Origin of the sequence: Winogradskyella thalassocola, from assembly GCF_900099995.1 — a bacterium.
In the GTDB taxonomy this organism is placed as follows: Bacteria; Bacteroidota; Bacteroidia; order Flavobacteriales; family Flavobacteriaceae; genus Winogradskyella; species Winogradskyella thalassocola.
In genome coordinates this window covers 118,466-135,947 of the sequence record NZ_FNCZ01000011.1, presented here as the reverse complement: position 1 = coordinate 135,947, position 17,482 = coordinate 118,466, and the positions used below count along the sequence as shown (strand labels likewise).

Below are 17,482 nucleotides of genomic sequence, written 5' to 3'. Positions count from 1 at the left end.
AAAATCTGGGTTAATATTTGATGCAACATATAAAAGTACGCTAGTGAAAAATTAATGGGATTTTACTTGTTTTTTAGCACAGTACTTTGTTACCTGCTGGCTTTTAATTTTTCAGTTATTATTTCAAATATTTTTTCTTCATTTCCTTTTCTAAAATACCACGTTGCGTCAAAAATTGTTTCTTTCAGTTCTTCCTCGTTATATTTCATTTTTGTTAACGGTAAATGTGTGAATATTAATTCACTAATGTCAAAATTCAGAAATGGTGAATTAGATGCTTGATTTCTAATTTTATAGACTAAAGATTTAACTTCGGAAGTAGTACTGTTTTTATAGTATTCTTTATTGTCGAACTTTGTGAAACTATACTTCATTTATTCTAATATTTTTTTTACTTGTTTTTCCAAATCGGTAATTCCGTTAAACTTCCTGAAGTTTAAATCCTTTCCGACTGATTTTAATTCAGATGATAGTTCTGTAATCAATTCCAAAGGTTCGACTTCGTATCCGAACAGATTTTGGTCAAATTGTGTTCCGACTAGAAGTCCATCATTAGCCATTCCAATGCACCAATTTTCCATAAATTCAGCTAATGGAATTTCGGTCACTTTGTATTTTTTCCATTCGTCTTTCGCACAGGATTTAGCTCGAACTTTTTCTGCCCAAAAGCATATAATTCCGATTGGATTTCCATTATTATCCTCAAATTGGGTTGAACTTGATGTTGCAAATCCATTTTTACTTTTCAGTCCATAAACTATTCCATTTTCAGAGACTGTCTTTATGAACTTCTGATGGCGATTTTTCAGTGTGATTGAATCTTGGAACATAGTTTTTTCAGCTTGCAGGTAACTTGTTATATCATAACTGTTATCACTCATATCCCACTAATTAGTTAGGTAATAGCAAGTGTTTTAAATATTTAAAGTCATTAGCTACGAAGTTAATTCTATTTCTAATAAAAGCTATACGTAAAGTTACGTACAGCTGCGCTTCATTAAAAGCCAAGTTAATACCTTCTATTCTAAATAACTTACGGTAAACCGTAATAGCTAATTCATAATAACCAAAACGCTATACAGAACAAACCTGCTTTGATTATGCAACGTAGTATTAATAGCTTCAGTGCTATAATCTTTGTCCGCAATAAATGAGGTTAGGTGTTTGATTACAGGACGTCCTTTTTTTTATTTTATGGCCTTTAAGCTTGTGGTCGGTTCATCTAGAAAAATTACTGGTAGAATGTGGTAAACTTTTATAAATATTATCGATAGAAAATTTATTTACTGCAAATCATAAGGATAAGGCAACCATTAATTAATTGTTTCTATTAAAACAGTCGTCTGTATTTCGGTCTAAAAAGCAGAAATATAAAATATAGGTTATAGCGTGGTTATATAGTGCTTGTAGCGTTGTTATGGCATAGTTATGTCGTGTTTTATCCCAGTAAAATACGGTTTAAGTGTGTTTGTAAAAGCTTACAGTAATCTTGTCATTAAAGACATAAACAAGGACGTGCATATATGAAGGTTTAAATATAGTCCTAAATGATTTTTTAGAGAGCTTAATAAAATCATAATATAACTTTTTCAAAATAAATTAGTCTCTTTTTCCAGTGTTTAGTGAGGTCTAACTCTTCGGTGCCTAGTTGAAACAAAACATAGTATCGCAAACAATTTAGGTAATCGTGAAGGATGCTAATCCATTTAGAGAGTTTGGATTTTGGCATGGTTAAAGATAAAAATAATCAGTTACTTCTAATTCCCTAATATATCCATCGTTTTTGTGTTGTTCTCTTAACTGTTTTTATAGTAGTCTGATTATTATAAAATTATATTAGATTTGTAGTTAAGACTATAGTATAGTTTGGATATAGACAATTGTTTATATGCAATTGTTAGCTGCAATCAGAAAAACCATACAAATAACATAACACGAAAATCAATCAACCTTTTTGCCATTTGACAAATTCCGAATAAAATGCAATGACAACCTTTGTGACTATGGACAAATTAATAAACTATCTGTTGGAATTTGGGCAGTTAAATCAACAGCAAATTGACTTGATAAAAAGAAAAGCACAGGTATTGGAGTTGAAAAAAGGCGATTATTTTTCCGAAGCAGGAAAAACACCAAAACAAGTAGCTTTTATTAAAGAAGGCATTTTCCGGGTATGTTACTATAACAGCAACGGTGATGAAATCACTAAATACTTTATTGATGAAAACAATTTTGCAGTGGACATAAACAGCTTCAATCAAAAAATCCCCTCTTCAGAATATGTTCAGGCTGTAACAGATTGTTCACTACTTGTATTTTCTACAGACTCATTCAACGATTTATCAGCTACTATCATTCAGTGGGACGGCATTATCAATAAAATAACCGAAAAAGCATTGATTGAAAAGGTAAATAAACTAAGCCCAATGTTAGCCGAAGATGCTACAACAAGGTATCTAAATTTTCTTGAAAAGTTTCCGAATTTAGCCAACAGAATTCCGCTTTCCTATCTCGCTTCTTATTTAGGAATCACGCAATCATCGTTAAGTAGGATTCGAAAAAGCATCTGAAATGAGCACCGAAGGCTTTCGGTACGAATGCCATATAACCTTTAAAATGAATTAAATATACATAAATTCATTATTTGCCAAATGGCAAATGTTTTTGCTTTTAAAGTGCTGAACTTTGCTTCATCATTTTAATAGAAAAAAAATATGGATTCAATAATTATTACAGGAGCAACCAGTGGAATTGGCTTTGAGTGTGCTTTACAAATGGCTCGAATGGCCAAAAACAAACAAATTATCATTCCTGCCAGAAATATTGGAGCAGGAAAAGACATAATAGAAAAAATAAAAGACAAGACAGGTCATAAAAACCTAAAATGCTTGGAATTGGATTTGGCTTCTTTAGAATCTATAAGAAAGTTCTCTGAATCATTTGCCAAAGAAAAAAACAATGCCATTTCTATCTTGATAAATAATGCAGGAGTACAGAATATTGGCGCCACACAATATACGGTAGATGGATTTGAACAGACCTTTGGTATAAATCATCTGGGTTCGTTTGCCTTGACGATGCAATTATTACCCTTTGTGAAAAATGAAGGCCACATAACATTCACATCTAGCGAAACACACGACCCAGCACTTAAAACACCAATAGAACCACCAATTTATACCAATGTTCAAGAGCTTGCTTTCTCAAAAGAAACTTCTGAAAAACCTAATAGAGTTGGACAAAGAAGGTATTCTACTTCAAAATTGTGTAACATAATGACCACTTATGAATTACAAGAGCGATTAAAAAAAACAAACATTAGGGTAAATGCCTATGACCCAGGAATGACACCAGGAACAGGACTTGCCAAAACGTATTCACCTGTTATGCGCTTTTTATGGAAAAACGTATTCCCTGTTTTGACCCTATTAAAAAGCAACATACATACACCAGCTCAAGCGGGAAGAAATTTAGCAAAACTTGCATATTCTGAAAAGTATAAAGACTTGAAGGGAATTTATTTCTCGGATGGGAAAGTTGTTAAAACATCTGTTGATTCTTATAACAAGATTTTTCAAAAAGACCTGTGGAGTGGCAGCCTTGAACTTACAAAAACCACATTTAAAGAATAACAAAAACAAAAAGATACATCTAAAAAATGGCAGAAGGTAACATTGCGTATAAGCAATAGTGGCTAAAGTACTTATAGAAAGTTTTGTGCTTTTAAGTAACTTTGTGCCTAACCGAAAAAACAGTACATTATATTCGCTACTGTTCATGCACGAGACCGTTAACAAACAGCTGAGAAACGATAATGAAAAGATCTTCCATAGTAATATTTGTAATCTTAACTCTAATAAGTTGTAATCAAAATAACTCGATCAATGAATATCTAGAAAAAGAATATAATCCTGAATTTAAAAATTGCCAGAAACAAAAATTAAAAGAAACTGAATTGAAAGTCTTTTACTCGCAAATTAGATTGGATACCACAAGTTATATACAGGAAATAAAGATTGGAAACATAAACCATAAACTTGAATTAAAACTTTACAGCTTGAATGACAGTTCTATTGTTTTAGTTAATGAAGGATTAAAAGAGGTTTATCATAATTCCGCATCTGAAATAGTACTAACCAAATATAACGACACAATAATCTATAAAAAATTAACAAAGGAGGTTTTTAAAGACAGTATAGATGTAACAGATTATGATAGAATAGTTCTAAGTGAAATTGGTTATAAAAACATTCGTTCAAATAGAATTTATTTTACAGTAGGTTTTGACAATGCTGCTCATTCTATGAATTATTTATACAAAAGCTGCGACGTCGGAATTTTTTACAGAACTGAGAAAAAAGGACAAGTTTCCTTTAACAACTTTAAAAACACAAGAGAATAAAAACCGTTTGCTAACAAAGTACTGTGGTAAAAAACAATTAAAAGCTTATTGATATTTGAATAAAGTACTTTTATAGTTCACTTCAAATGTAAATCCTTATTTAGCAACTGCAAAAGCTTGTTGTATAAACAAAAAAGACTTTGCTCCAAATTTCAATCCAACAATCTACTCTAATAATTAAGTATCTTTTCATAAGCACCCGTTTGTATTTACGTCCAAAAAGCAGAAAAACAAAGTATAGGTTATAGGGTGCTTATAGTGTTGTTATGGCATGGTTATGTCAGGTTTTATCCTAATAAAACAAGGTTTAAGTGTATTTGTAAAAGCTCACAGTAATCTTGTCATTAAAGACATAAACAAGGACGTGCATATATGAAGGTTTAAATATGGTATAGCTTTATATGTTTAAGGTAGAATGGTGGAGTGCCTAGTATGGTTTAATATAAAGTGAGGCACTAACGTCTAAATTCTGTATTCTAAAACGGTTATTGCTTTGTAGTAATATGGTTATTATCAAATTATATTCGTAATTGCCGTTATAGTATCGATATAGATTATAGTCTATGTCCAATAGTTAGCTGTAATACTAAAATAAATCGCGCAAATCAACAAACTATAGTCATTTATCCGATTTGGCTGATGGAAAGATAGATTTGACTACAGAACTTACACTTATCTATTTAACCTTTGTACTTCACTTTAAAAAATCGGAAAATGAAACAAATATTAGTTACTGGAGCAACTGGAGAACTAGGTACTACAGTTATTAAAACTTTACTTAAAACTATGAAAGCTGAAAATATTTCTGTGCTCATAAGAAAAGAAGAAAGAAAAACCGAATTTGAACAAAACGGATTAAAAGCTTTTATAGGTCAATATAGTGATGTGCAATCCCTTGAAAAAGCGATGGAGAACGTAGATATCGTTTTACTAATTTCTTCAGGTGACCAAGGCGATAGAGTGCAAGAACATAAAAACGTTATTGATACAGCAAAAAAGAAAGGTGTTCAAAACATTGCTTACACAAGTCGTTCCTTAAAAGATAAAAACACCTTAGTCAATAAACTAATGACAGAGCATTTTCTAACTGAAGACTATATTAAAGAAAGTGGATTGAAATATATCATCTTCAGAAATGCGTTGTATATGGATGTCTTGCCTCTTTTTGTTGGCAAACAGGTTTTTGAGAAAGGTATATTACAACCTGCCGGAAATGGTAAAGTTGCCTATGTTTTAAAAGCTGAACAAGCCGAGGCAATAGCGAATGTTTTAATGAATGAAACTTTCGAAAACCAAACATTGAACTTTACAGGTGCTGATGCGTACTCTTTTTACGATGTGGCAACTGCGCTTACAGAACTTTCAGGCAAACGGGTAAATTACAAACCTGTAGAAGTTGAGCCTTTCAAAAAAATAATGCTGGACAACGGAATTCCTGAACCAATGGTCAAAAAAATAGTTGGTTTCAATCTTGATATTAAAAACGGACAGGAAGAGACAGTCACAAATGAATTACAACATTATTTAGGACGTCAACCAAAAGACCTTAAAGAAGGTTTGAGATTAGTATTCAATTTATAAAAACAAACAAAATGAAAAACGAAATAAAAATTGCTTTAGTAACTGGTGGAAGTCGTGGATTGGGAAAAAATATGGCTTTGGAATTAGCAAAAAAAGGGCTTCATATAGTACTGACTTATAACAACCATGAGGAAAAAGCTAAAGAAGTTATCAAAGAAATTGAACATTTAGGACAACAAGCGATTGCAGTTCAATTAAATGTAATGGATTTTCAAAGTTTCGAAGCATTCTTTGATACTGTTAAAAAATCAATTAAATACAAATTCGGAGTTGATAAAATTGACTATCTCGTGAATAATGCAGGAATTGGAATAAACGCACCATTTGCAAAAACAACCGAAGAACAATTAGATACGCTTTATAACGTTCAATTTAAAGGTGCCTATTTATTAACACAAAAGGCATTAAACATTCTAAACGATGGCGGAGGAATTGTCAATGTGTCCACTGGACTTACTCGTTTTGCCTTAAACGGATTTTCAGCGTATGCAGCTATGAAAAGTGCTATTGAAACGTTAACAAAGTATCAGGCAAAAGAATTAGGCGAAAGAAAAATTCGGTCAAATGTCATCGCACCAGGAGCTATCGAAACTGATTTTGGTGGTGGAGCAGTTAGAGATAATGAAAAAATGAATAGCTTTATCGCATCTAACACTGTTTTGGGGCGTGTTGGATTACCAGATGATATTGGAAGTGTAGTAGCCTTTTTATGCACCGATGATGCAAAATGGATAAACGCACAACGCATAGAAGTGTCTGGTGGACAAATGATTTAAAACAAAACCATGTCTATACTTCACATAAAAAATATTACCGAATATCATAGAGTAATGCAATTGCCAAAACCGCAGCATCCTTTGGTTAGCGTAATTAATTTTGCCGATATTAAAAGGAAAGAAAATGTAACGGTTTCAAGTTTTACTCACGGTTTTTATTCTATTGCCTTAAAACAGGTGTTTAATGGTAAAATGAGATATGGACAACAGGAATACGACTTTGACGAAGGTGTATTAGCTTTCATCGCGCCAAATCAAGTTATGCGTATTGCTATAGGGGATGAACAAAAATTAAATCATTCGGGGTGGTTACTTATTTTTCATCCCGATTTTCTTTGGCATACATCTTTGGCTCAAAAAATAGAGAAATATGACTTTTTTGGTTATGAATTAACCGAAGCATTACACCTTTCGGACAAGGAACAAAATATGCTAACCGATTTGATACAAAATATTAATCAAGAATATAATTCAAATATTGATAAATTCAGTCAAGAAGTTATCATTTCACAATTGGAATTATTACTCACGTATTCAGAACGATTTTATCAACGTCAATTTATCACTCGTAAAAAAACAAATCATAGAATACTAGAGCAATTCGAAACACTTTTAAATAATTATTTTAAAAGCAAAGACTTACAGGGAAATGGATTACCAACAGTTAATTATTTGTCTGCTTCACTGAACTTATCATCTAATTATTTAAGCAGATTATTAAAAACACAAACAGGTAAAAGTACCCAAGAATTTATTCACGAAAAACTAATGCAATTGGCTAAAGAGAAGCTTTCCACTACAGAGTTATCAGTAAATGAAATTGCTTACAGTTTAGGATTTGAACATCCACAATCATTCGGAAAATTATTCAAGAAAAAAACAGAATTGACACCATTGGAATTTCGGAAATTATATAATTAAATAGCATTGCGGAAACCACTACAGCTAACAATGTACTGTGGTAAAAAAAACAAAAGCTAGGTCTTGTCTAATTCGAGGTGTGTCTAACCTTGAGAGTTAGGATCAATATAACCATAGTTGATTTTAAAGTGAAAGTTAGTTATTCAACTTGGGTGATTTGTCTTATTTAAAATTTATGATTTGAAAATTATTCATAACTAGTTCCGAGTATGTCAAGGTGCTCAAATTTTTTAATTTGATCTTTATACTGTATATATATAAGTATGGTTATTATGAAATTATATTAGATTTGTAGTAAATCTAATAGATTGGATATATACCAGCGTCTATACCCAATTGAGATGTAAGAAAAAATAATAGAATGAATAGAATACATTATATAGAAAATGAAATTTCAGAGTTAAGAAATCTGCTACAGAATCATAAACTTTATGAAAACTTAAAGACCATAGAGGACATCAGGATTTTTATGGAGAATCACATATTTGCTGTTTGGGACTTTATGTCTCTTTTAAAATTCCTTCAGATTGAATTGACAAATGTACAAATCCCTTGGACCCCTTCTAAAAACGCAACACTTTCGAGATTTGTAAATGAAATTGTTCATGGAGAAGAAAGTGATATAAATGAATTAGGTGAGCCTAAAAGTCATTTTGAAATGTATTTGGATGCAATGTTACAAGTAAATGCTAATCCTAATGAAATCAATAATTTCATAAAACTTGTAGAATTAGGTAATTCTGTTGAATATTCTTTGAATGAAGTTAATATAGATAAAAGAGTAGCTGATTTTGTGGAATTTTCATTTTCAATTATTGCGACTAATAAACCACATCTGGTAGCCTCTGCATTTACATTTGGACGAGAAGATGTTATTCCAGATATGTTTATAGAAATTCTGAAAAAATCCGATGTTGATAACAAACATTACAACAAAATAAATTACTATTTAGAACGTCATATTGAACTTGATGGGGACGAACATGGTCCATTATCTCTTGAAATGATTAAGGAATTATGTAAAGATGATGATCAAAAATGGAAGGAAACTTTAACTGTTGCGAAACAATCATTAGAAAAACGAATTGCTCTTTGGGATGCAATTACGGATTTAATACAATATGAAAAGTGAGCATATATCAAAGTACTGTGGAAAATAATACAAGTAAAAAGTCACTAATTTTTCATAAAGCTACTTTAATCATTTAGTAATCCCAGTTTAGAGATAAAAAGTTTGAATAGTTTGTTGCTAGTTCTTGTCTAGTTCTAGTAGCACTTAACCACGAGAGATATTATCAATGCATACTATAATTAATTGGAAAGTAGTGGTTAAGGTCTCATATACATCTAAGATGATTTGGTTTTGCTATAGTTAATAATATGAGAATCCTTATATTACATTTATGTGAAGATTTTTTTGTGTTTATTTGAATTATTAATTGCTGCTCCCATTGCCTGTATTACATTAAAAATGTCTTTCATAACTACTCTATAAACATTTCTAAATATGATATCTCTGATAGAATTAGAGTTTTGAATATACCCTAAATTGAAATCGAAATTATATTCGTGGTAGTTACCACCACATTTTATTAAAATAGTGTTAAAAAACAATTTGTGTGCGTAAAGTGTGCGTAATCGAGAAATCTTATAAAAATAATTTCACTTAATAATTAATATTTAGTCATAATTTTTGTTCAATTCTGACTTGTTCTTGTTAACAATAAAAAGGTGTATCATTTTGATTTACAGACTAATGTGAGTATTTTTTGAACACAAAAAAGCCTCAACATAAATGTTAAGGCTTCTTGTGATCGCACTAGGATTCGAACCTAGGACCGCCTGCTTAGAAGGCAGGTGCTCTATCCAGCTGAGCTATGCGACCATTTAGAGTAAAACTCTAAAAATTCAATAAAAGTCGGGGTGGCAGGATTCGAACCTGCGGCCTCCACGTCCCAAACGTGGCGCGATAACCGGGCTACGCTACACCCCGAATTGATTATCTTTAATATTACTTACAGAATCGCATAAGCTGCAGTAAAAACTTGCGGAGAGACAGGGATTCGAACCCTGGGTAAGTGTTTCCACCTACGACGATTTAGCAAACCGCTCCTTTCGGCCACTCAGGCACCTCTCCAATATATAAAAGAACATTCTCTTAATTGCGGATGCAAATGTAACGCAACATTTTAAAGAACGCAACAATTTTTTTGAGTTTTTTTATAAAATTTTTACGAATAAATTTTATCGTTTATTTAAGTGTATATTTATCAGAGATGTATAAGAAATATATCCATTTTTATAACATCTGTTTTTTTGTTTAATTCATCCATAAATTAAGCTATAAATATAAAAATGTCTAAATATAAAAATGATAGAGCGTTTTCGGATTATGTGCATAAGCATATTGCATTGCCCAATATTTATAAATCAATTGCTTGGTTAGAGGTTAGGTTGAAGAAAAATTATGCCAAATATATTGACATGACACTAGGTATCGATTACGTTTTTGTAAAAGGTGATACTGTAAAGACCGTGCAAGAGCGATTTAGAGAAGAGAAATACAAAGCTTTTACTGATTTTACAATTCGTTATAGACGCGATGAAAATAAGCACGAGGATCGTCATGAATCCGAATATTTTAAAATGAAGGCGCATTATTTTACTTATGGTATTCTAGATTGCTCAAAAAATGATATCAGCAAATCATCTACATTTCTAAAATATGCTATTATAGATTTAAAAAAAGTCTATGAAAAATTAGATTCAGGAGATATCTTTATTTCTGATAATGGTAAAAATAAATGTCGAATTGTAGATGGTAGTAGAATTGAATGCCCTGTAAAATACAATACGGATGGTTCTTCCTCTTTCTTTCCTATAGATATTTTATATTTAGTAAAACTTTGGGGCAACGATATGGTCGTTGTGCAAAAAGGATTTCTGTGAGATGTTGAATGAAAATCAAGTGGGCAATTAAAGAATAGAAGAATTGCTATTATACCTTTGAGCAAACAATTATAATTTTAGAATCATTACAATCTGTAGTGAAAAACAGATAACTATTTCCGCCATCTTTAACTTTTAGTTTTTTACGAATATCATTTACCGATAACGGAAAATTCCTAGTTGTAATATTGGCTTTAATTATTTTTTCTTTTGAAAAGACTTTTTTGTTGAATGGTAATATTTTTTCAATTATAAATCGTCTACCCGGAAAATCTATAAGGGTTTCAGAAGTATATAGATGCGAGTGTTTGTGTAGTTTATCTACCTTTAGAAGATTACTAACAGAATTAAAACTACCTGATTTTAAAACGGCAGCATTAGGCTCGTATAAATAGGTGAGCGGTTCACTATAGGTTTCTATGGCTTCCGATTCATCATTGAAATTAAAATTGAAATGCTGGATGTTTGATTTTTGTAGGTTAACCGTTTTTACAACAAGCTCTTCATTGAAATTCTTTTCTAGAATCCATAGTAATTCTTTAACCTCGTTATTTACAGCAACAACATAAATTTCTTTTACGTTTGTTATGTCTAAAAGTGTCGCTTTTATATCTAATAATGGAGAGGTTTTTATCATCACATTTTTAGCATAGTTCAGAAATAAATCTTGATGTGTTTTTATATTTGGTTCGCAATCTGAAAGTAGAAATACTTTTTGCTTTGAATCGTCACGACGCGATGGATCTACATAAATCCAATCTAACGGTTTTTTAATGCTTTTTAAAGCTTCAATTCCATTTTTGTTAATGCAGTTAATATTAGTAATATTGAGCGCTTCTATGTTGTGTTTTACAAGTTTTGATAATTCAGCATTAATTTCGCAATGGGTAACATGGTTTACTTGTTTTGAAAAATAATAAGCATCCACTCCAAATCCTCCTGTAAGGTCAATTAACGAATTTCCAGATACTAAACTTGCTTTAAATTCAGCGGTAATTTCTGAAGAGGTTTGCTCAATATTTAGCCTATTAGGATAGTATATATTTTGTGTCGCAAACCAGGTTGGTAGTTTCTTTTGGCATCGTTTTTTCGCTTCAATTTGTTCTATGATTAATTTTGAATCTACCGATTCAAACGGAATACCTTTTAATAATAAAGCAGAAGTGTCTGAATTTATATTGTCGTTTATAAAATCTTGTATTTCAATATTTAATAATGATTTATTCAAACTAAAACTATAGATTTTTAGTAAACTTCTGAACGATGTTATAATCCGATAAGAACTCTTTTAAAATTACTTTTATTGCTGTGTAAGTCGGTATCGCTACAATCATTCCTACAACACCAAATAAAATGCCTGCTATGATGATGACTAAGAAGATTTCTAACGGATGCGATTTTACACTTTTAGAAAAAATGTACGGTTGACTAAAGAAATTATCTACTAGTTGTGCAAATATAAAACCAATCATCACATAGGTCGTTTTTGGTAAAATTACCTCACTAAAGCTTTCTCCTAAATTGCTAGACATACTTAATAAAAGCATTAAAAATCCACTAACTAAAGGACCAACATAAGGCACAAGATTTAGTAGTGCACATAAAAATGCGATAACAATAGCATTGTCAATATCAAAGATTAGTAAAACGATTGTATAAATAACGAATAAGATTAATATTTGAAATATCAGTCCAACAAAATAACGCGACAATAAGTCTTTAATTGTTGTGATTGAGCGTTTAGAACGGTCTTCGTTTCCGCTTGGAATAAATGTCATTAAACCATCTTCAAACAACTTGCTGTCTTTTAAAAAGAAGAATGAAATAAAGAGTACGGAAAACAATCCGATGCTAAAACTGCCTAAGCCACTAATAAAGCTATTTAAGAAGTCTGGTATAACTGCAAAATCTAGCTTTGAAAGTAAATGTGAATCTTCTATAGATTGTTCAATATCAATATTATTAAATTGAAAATAGGTGATAATTTGATCATAAAGATTTTCAATATTGCTTTGTAATTCCTCAATATTTAATAATGCTAAATTATGACCTTGCTCAATTATCAATGGAATAAAGAGCCCGATGAGACCAACTAATAAGCCTAATAAAACGACCATTGTGGTAACAACTGCTACTGTGTTGTTGAATTTTAATATATTTCTTAAAAATAAAATAATAGGGCGCCCGATTAAAGAAATAACCACTGCAACTGCGATGTAGACAATAACAGATTGAATTTTAAATAAGAAATATAATACCAGAATTACGGCAAGAATAATCCCTAATGCTCTTAAAATACCGTTGGCTATGGTTTTTGGATTCATGTGTTTGTATTTATTGTTTTAATAGGACACATGTTGTTCGCTATTAATAGTCCGCTTGATTGAAATTGCGTTTAGCAGGCTCGTTTCATGCGATAAATATACTTAAAGATGTCGAGATTAAATGTTTCAATCTAAATAGCGCTCATTTGTTTTGTAATTTCATAAAGGGCAATACTAGTAGCTTGGACAACATTCATGCTACTATTATTTCCAAACATATTAATATGAACGATAGCATCCACTTGTTCTAAAATAGAGTCAGACACACCAAAATTTTCATCACCTAAAATAAGCGCAATGGGTTGTGTTGTTTGTAGTTGAAATTCTGTGATGGGCTGGCTATTTTCTGAAATTTCTAAAGCAATGAGATAATAGTTATTTGCCTTTAAAGTTTTTACTTGTGTTTCAATATCATCTTCTATACTATGATTAACATACTTTTCAGTAGAACGCGACGTCCTTGTCATGCGTTTACCTAATGAGATATCTGACCCACAAAAAATGAGCTTTTCAATACCAAAAGCATCTGCAATTCTGAATAGACTCCCAATATTTGGAGCGTTGGTTACATTGTCGCATACTACTGTAATTGGAAATGTTTGTTTTTTGAAATTGGAATTGTAGTGGTTTAACTGGCTCAAAAGTTAGGTTTAAAAGTTTATTGAAAGGCTTAATCAATTAATGTGATTTGCATTTCCGCATTTATATATTGAATGATATGAATGTCCGAAGCAGCATGTTATTCCTTTTGGACATTCAGTATGAAAGTTAGATAAACCAGTGGAGTAGGTATGACTATTAATAGACTCCATAGACTGAAACGTAAAAGCCAGAACTAATAATGCAGCTGCTATTTTATATGGTATTGAAAACTTTGTCATGTCTATTTAGTCCTTGTTCTTAGCTCTTTTATCTTTAATTTTAAATGAAAATTAATTCTCAAAAGCATACTTCACAATATTAGCACCCATTTTAAGAGCTTTCTCTCTGACGTCTTCCGGATCATTATGTACTTCTTGGTCTTCCCAACCATCGCCTAAATCACTTTCAAACGTGAATAATAGCACTAATCTACTATCTTGAAAAATCCCAAAAGCTTGTGGTGCTTTACCATCATGCTCATGGATTTTAGGTAAACCATTTGGAAATTCAAATGCCAAACTAAATATTTTGTGGTCCTTTGGGATTTCGATTAATTCATTATTTGGAAATACTTTCTTCAGTTCTCTAGTGATGTAAGGTTCCATTCCGTAATTGTCATCAATATGAAGAAATCCACCAGAAATGAGATAATTTCTTAAGTTCTCGGCATCATCATCACTAAAAAACACATTGCCATGACCCGTCATATGTAAAAAAGGAAACTGAAAAATATCTATACTTCCTGCTTCTACAGTTTGAATACTTTCGTTGATGTTAGTGTCGATATTATCGTTACAATACTTTACTAAATTCGGTAAAGCCGTTGGATTACTGTACCAATCGCCTCCTCCTTTATATTTTAGGATGGCAACATCTTGTGAAAACAAGAACAATGAAAAAAGAAAAAAGAAAAGAGAAATAAGTACTTTCATTAACGTTCGTTTAAATATGCTACAGAATGGCAAGCTGCAATGGCGGCTGTTTCTGTTCTTAAGCGTGTCTCACCCAAAGTTACAGGAATAAAATGGTGCTGCAAGGCCATTTCGATTTCTTTAACGCTAAAGTCTCCTTCTGGGCCAATTAAAATAGTACAATCTGATGCTCGTTTTAATTGCGATTTTAACGACTTTTTATCTGTTTCTTCACAGTGCGCGATAAACATCTGATCTGTAAAATCCTGATCAATAAAGTCTTTAAAAGCAATTGGAGCATTTAATTTTGGTAGATAACATTGCAGCGATTGTTTCATTGCCGACTGAATGATTTTTTCAAAACGTTCCGTCTTCACTACTTTACGTTCGCTATGATCGCAAATAATAGGCGTGATGGTTTCTACACCCATCTCCGTTGCTTTTTCTAAAAACCACTCGTACCTGTCGTTCATTTTTGTTGGAGCAACAGCCAAATGTAAATTATAATCTCTTTTGAGTTGTAAGCTTTTAGATGTAATCGCAACCGTGCAATGTTTTTGATCTGCTAATGTAATTTCTGCAGTAAACAACCAACCATTTCCATTGGTGATATGCAATGTGTCACCAATGGTTTTACGTAAAACTTTTGCGATATGCCTGCTTTCGTCTTTATCAAAACTAAAGCTTGTATCGTTTTCAGAAATATTTGGATTGTAAAATAATTGCATTATTCAATATCTTCAGTGAATTTTAAGACTGTAATCTCCTCAATTGGTGTTCTGTTTTCTGTTTTGATAACAAGGTAATATGTTTTGTTTTCTAAATCATCAACTGAAAAAATTTCGCTTAGATTATGATCTTCTTTTAAAGCTTCATTATCAAAAGCCTCTGACATCTCACCAGCTTTAATCCAGCCAGTATCGCCTCCCATTTTGGCTGTTGGTCCTACTGAATTATGTTTTGCTAAATCTTTAAATCGATAACCAGACTCGTATTGTGCGAGTACTTTGCTGCGTTTAGATATAGCATCTTCATTAGAAGTCTTAGCAGCATCAAAAACAATAATGTTAAATTTAAAATAATCCACGTCGGCTTTATCTACAACTTTGTAAAAGGTTTTTTTAAAGTCGGTTCTCGTCACTTTTTTTCCACCTTTAGAAAGTTTAAATAGGTCGTTGGCTAATCTGGTTTTATGTTTTTCTTTATTAAACGTAAATAGTTTACCATGTGTAGGTTTGTTTTCTTTTAAAAACGCTGTCGCTTCCTCTGAGGTTGAAATTGAATCGAGTTGTTTTTCAAAAGATTCTTGAGAAAAACTTAATAAAGGAATTAAAAGTAAAAGTGTAAATAAATGTTTCATAATTTAGAATTGAATTTAGTTAGATTTTGGGTTACTGCAAAACAACTAAATTTTAGGTTACAATAGAAGCAATGATGCGAAGGATGTTAACAGATGTTTTAACAATTAGCGTTTTTCTCTGTTTTTTCTAAAAAAGAAACTAGCAAGACTAAGTATTATATTAAGAAAAAATAGAAGTTGTGATGTAATTATTAATAAGCAAAGTATAATCAACGTTATACTTGTATTCTCGCTTTCATCAAAAAGAGGAAAATTAGAAGTTGTACCAAGTGGACTTATGAAGTCAAGGAAACTAGTAATAGTTATTAATAAAACAATTCCGACAATAGTTGTTAGTGTATGTATCCTAACTAAACTTTTTACTAATTCAACTGAGGTTTTTGAAAACAGCCAGTACAGTAAGGCTATTAATAGAGTGGGGAAAATTAGTAATATACTGATATCAGAATATTGAATAATATAATACGTGTCTAAAAAATTAAAAACAAAATTTAAGTTGGTAACTTTAAAAACACCCCAACTGATTGCTAAAAATGCAATGAGAAATACATAATAAAGATATATTTTTAATTTCGGCATTATATCTTCAATCGCGCCGCAGCCATCACGTCAAAACCCGAAAAATCTTTCTCTAAATACTTCAAATACCCAACAATAGCAATCATAGCAGCATTATCGGTAGTGTATTCAAACTTTGGAATATAACTCGTCCAGCCAAATTTATGTTCAGCATCTTTAAGAGCTGTTCTAATACCTGAATTCGCTGAAACTCCTCCTCCAATCGCAATATGATTTATGCCAGTTTGCTTAACTGCTAATTTCAATTTCGCCATTAAAATTCCAACGATAGTATATTGAATAGAAGCACAGATATCATTTAGGTTTTCTTCAATAAAGCTGGGATTTGCTTTTACTTCGCGTTGCACAAAATAGAGAATGTTCGTTTTTAATCCTGAAAAGCTAAAATTTAATCCATCGACTTTTGGTTTGGTAAATTGATACGCTTTCGGATTGCCAAGTTGCGCAAGACGGTCAATTTCTGGTCCAGCAGGATAGCCTAAGCCTAACACTTTTCCGCTTTTGTCAAAAGCCTCACCAACAGCATCATCAATAGTTTCCCCTAAAACTTCCATTTCAAAATGACTACTCACTTTTACAATCTGTGTGTGTCCACCAGAAATAGTCATGGCTAAAAAAGGAAAAGGAGGTTTTTTATGGTTTTCTTCGTCAATAAAATGCGCTAAAATATGAGCTTGCATATGGTTGACGTCTATTAATGGAATATCCAATCCATAAGCTAGAGATTTAGCAAAAGACGTACCAACTAATAAAGACCCCATTAATCCAGGACCTCTTGTAAATGCAACAGCGCTCAACTGTTCTTTTTTAATTCCAGCTTTTTCTATGGCTTGGTGCACCACAGGAACAATATTTTGTTGGTGTGCACGCGAAGCTAGTTCTGGTACAACACCACCATATTCTGTATGTATTTTTTGGTCGGCGACAACATTGCTCAGAATTTGGTCGTTACATAGTATGGCGGCTGATGTATCATCACAAGACGACTCAATTCCGAGGATGTAAATATTTTCTTTTTTCATAGTCGATATTAGGCA

17 protein-coding genes and 3 tRNA genes are annotated in these 17,482 nt (G+C 31.7%); 8 read left to right on the top strand and 12 right to left on the bottom strand.

Annotated elements, in window-relative coordinates; all coding sequences use genetic code 11:
* Positions 1–89: 89 nt before the first annotated feature.
* Entirely contained in the window at positions 90–374 is a 285-nt protein-coding gene (locus BLT80_RS18375) for a hypothetical protein (RefSeq protein WP_092470737.1), read from the bottom strand.
* Positions 375–881 carry a DUF2750 domain-containing protein gene (locus BLT80_RS18370; protein ID WP_245710300.1) on the bottom strand — a complete coding sequence of 169 codons (507 nt, stop codon included), beginning with the start codon at positions 879–881 and terminating at the stop codon, positions 375–377. It lies immediately after the preceding gene.
* Positions 882–2,003: 1,122 nt separating this feature from the next.
* Here BLT80_RS18370 and BLT80_RS18365 point away from each other — a divergent pair.
* The 7 genes from BLT80_RS18365 to BLT80_RS18335 all read left to right on the top strand — a co-directional run bounded on the left by BLT80_RS18365 (position 2,004) and on the right by BLT80_RS18335 (position 8,812).
* On the top strand, positions 2,004–2,570 hold the full coding sequence (locus tag BLT80_RS18365; RefSeq protein ID WP_175455646.1) for a Crp/Fnr family transcriptional regulator: 567 nt from the start codon (positions 2,004–2,006) through the stop codon (positions 2,568–2,570).
* Positions 2,571–2,714: 144 nt separating this feature from the next.
* Positions 2,715–3,632 (top strand): SDR family NAD(P)-dependent oxidoreductase, encoded by a 918-nt coding sequence (locus BLT80_RS18360; RefSeq protein WP_092470734.1) that lies wholly within the window; start codon positions 2,715–2,717, stop codon positions 3,630–3,632.
* 323 nt (positions 3,633–3,955) lie between these two features.
* A complete protein-coding gene (locus BLT80_RS18355; RefSeq protein WP_139181105.1) occupies positions 3,956–4,402 on the top strand; it encodes a hypothetical protein in 447 nt (148 codons plus the stop codon).
* A gap of 714 nt (positions 4,403–5,116) precedes the next feature.
* Positions 5,117–5,983, top strand: coding sequence for an SDR family oxidoreductase (locus tag BLT80_RS18350; protein ID WP_092470730.1), 867 nt, complete (start codon positions 5,117–5,119; stop codon positions 5,981–5,983).
* Between the two features lie 11 nt (positions 5,984–5,994).
* A complete protein-coding gene (locus tag BLT80_RS18345) occupies positions 5,995–6,759 on the top strand; it encodes an SDR family NAD(P)-dependent oxidoreductase (RefSeq protein ID WP_092470728.1) in 765 nt (254 codons plus the stop codon).
* 9 nt (positions 6,760–6,768) lie between these two features.
* On the top strand, positions 6,769–7,680 hold the full coding sequence (locus BLT80_RS18340) for a helix-turn-helix domain-containing protein (protein ID WP_092470726.1): 912 nt from the start codon (positions 6,769–6,771) through the stop codon (positions 7,678–7,680).
* A 361-nt stretch (positions 7,681–8,041) separates the two neighbouring features.
* Positions 8,042–8,812, top strand: coding sequence for a DUF3050 domain-containing protein (locus tag BLT80_RS18335; RefSeq protein ID WP_092470724.1), 771 nt, complete (start codon positions 8,042–8,044; stop codon positions 8,810–8,812).
* A gap of 679 nt (positions 8,813–9,491) precedes the next feature.
* Here BLT80_RS18335 and BLT80_RS18330 read toward each other — a convergent pair.
* The 3 genes from BLT80_RS18330 to BLT80_RS18320 form a co-directional block, all read right to left on the bottom strand.
* Positions 9,492–9,565, bottom strand: a tRNA-Arg gene (locus BLT80_RS18330).
* A 33-nt stretch (positions 9,566–9,598) separates the two neighbouring features.
* Positions 9,599–9,673: transfer RNA gene (locus tag BLT80_RS18325), tRNA-Pro, on the bottom strand.
* A gap of 55 nt (positions 9,674–9,728) precedes the next feature.
* A tRNA-Ser gene (locus BLT80_RS18320) sits at positions 9,729–9,817 on the bottom strand.
* A 218-nt stretch (positions 9,818–10,035) separates the two neighbouring features.
* Here BLT80_RS18320 and BLT80_RS18315 point away from each other — a divergent pair.
* Complete coding sequence (locus BLT80_RS18315) at positions 10,036–10,629, top strand: hypothetical protein (protein WP_092470722.1); 594 nt, start codon at positions 10,036–10,038, stop codon at positions 10,627–10,629.
* Positions 10,630–10,678: 49 nt separating this feature from the next.
* Here the strand turns inward: BLT80_RS18315 and BLT80_RS18310 are convergent, their stop codons facing one another.
* From BLT80_RS18310 to tsaD, 7 genes are all read right to left on the bottom strand, one after another.
* Positions 10,679–11,857 carry a THUMP-like domain-containing protein gene (locus BLT80_RS18310; RefSeq protein ID WP_092470720.1) on the bottom strand — a complete coding sequence of 393 codons (1,179 nt, stop codon included), beginning with the start codon at positions 11,855–11,857 and terminating at the stop codon, positions 10,679–10,681.
* Between the two features lie 7 nt (positions 11,858–11,864).
* Entirely contained in the window at positions 11,865–12,953 is a 1,089-nt protein-coding gene (locus BLT80_RS18305; protein ID WP_092470718.1) for an AI-2E family transporter, read from the bottom strand.
* 131 nt (positions 12,954–13,084) lie between these two features.
* Positions 13,085–13,594 carry a TrmH family RNA methyltransferase gene (locus BLT80_RS18300; RefSeq protein ID WP_092470716.1) on the bottom strand — a complete coding sequence of 170 codons (510 nt, stop codon included), beginning with the start codon at positions 13,592–13,594 and terminating at the stop codon, positions 13,085–13,087.
* Between the two features lie 291 nt (positions 13,595–13,885).
* A complete protein-coding gene (locus BLT80_RS18295; protein WP_092470714.1) occupies positions 13,886–14,527 on the bottom strand; it encodes a DUF4159 domain-containing protein in 642 nt (213 codons plus the stop codon).
* Positions 14,527–15,234, bottom strand: a complete 708-nt coding sequence (locus BLT80_RS18290; protein WP_092470712.1) for a 16S rRNA (uracil(1498)-N(3))-methyltransferase — start codon at positions 15,232–15,234, stop codon at positions 14,527–14,529. Before BLT80_RS18290 ends, BLT80_RS18295 begins: the two co-directional genes overlap by 1 nt.
* The gene (locus tag BLT80_RS18285) at positions 15,234–15,866 is read right to left on the bottom strand and encodes a peptidylprolyl isomerase (protein WP_092470710.1); all 633 of its coding nucleotides are present in this window, start codon (positions 15,864–15,866) and stop codon (positions 15,234–15,236) included. Before BLT80_RS18285 ends, BLT80_RS18290 begins: the two co-directional genes overlap by 1 nt.
* A 578-nt stretch (positions 15,867–16,444) precedes the next feature.
* Positions 16,445–17,467: a tRNA (adenosine(37)-N6)-threonylcarbamoyltransferase complex transferase subunit TsaD gene (gene tsaD / locus BLT80_RS18275; protein WP_092470706.1), complete on the bottom strand. Its 1,023-nt coding sequence runs from the start codon at positions 17,465–17,467 to the stop codon at positions 16,445–16,447.
* Positions 17,468–17,482 lie beyond the last annotated feature (15 nt).

Bases quoted from the DNA above. Each gene is read 5' to 3' on its own strand.
- BLT80_RS18375 (WP_092470737.1), bottom strand. From the start codon at position 374: ATGAAGTATAGTTTCACAAAGTTCGACAATAAAGAATACTATAAAAAC.
- BLT80_RS18370 (WP_245710300.1), bottom strand. From the start codon at position 881: ATGAGTGATAACAGTTATGATATAACAAGTTACCTGCAAGCTGAAAAA.
- BLT80_RS18365 (WP_175455646.1), top strand. From the start codon at position 2,004: ATGGACAAATTAATAAACTATCTGTTGGAATTTGGGCAGTTAAATCAA.
- BLT80_RS18360 (WP_092470734.1), top strand. From the start codon at position 2,715: ATGGATTCAATAATTATTACAGGAGCAACCAGTGGAATTGGCTTTGAG.
- BLT80_RS18350 (WP_092470730.1), top strand. From the start codon at position 5,117: ATGAAACAAATATTAGTTACTGGAGCAACTGGAGAACTAGGTACTACA.
- BLT80_RS18345 (WP_092470728.1), top strand. From the start codon at position 5,995: ATGAAAAACGAAATAAAAATTGCTTTAGTAACTGGTGGAAGTCGTGGA.
- BLT80_RS18340 (WP_092470726.1), top strand. From the start codon at position 6,769: ATGTCTATACTTCACATAAAAAATATTACCGAATATCATAGAGTAATG.
- BLT80_RS18335 (WP_092470724.1), top strand. From the start codon at position 8,042: ATGAATAGAATACATTATATAGAAAATGAAATTTCAGAGTTAAGAAAT.
- BLT80_RS18315 (WP_092470722.1), top strand. From the start codon at position 10,036: ATGTCTAAATATAAAAATGATAGAGCGTTTTCGGATTATGTGCATAAG.
- BLT80_RS18305 (WP_092470718.1), bottom strand. From the start codon at position 12,953: ATGAATCCAAAAACCATAGCCAACGGTATTTTAAGAGCATTAGGGATT.
- BLT80_RS18295 (WP_092470714.1), bottom strand. From the start codon at position 14,527: ATGAAAGTACTTATTTCTCTTTTCTTTTTTCTTTTTTCATTGTTCTTG.
- BLT80_RS18290 (WP_092470712.1), bottom strand. From the start codon at position 15,234: ATGCAATTATTTTACAATCCAAATATTTCTGAAAACGATACAAGCTTT.
- BLT80_RS18285 (WP_092470710.1), bottom strand. From the start codon at position 15,866: ATGAAACATTTATTTACACTTTTACTTTTAATTCCTTTATTAAGTTTT.
- tsaD (WP_092470706.1), bottom strand. From the start codon at position 17,467: ATGAAAAAAGAAAATATTTACATCCTCGGAATTGAGTCGTCTTGTGAT.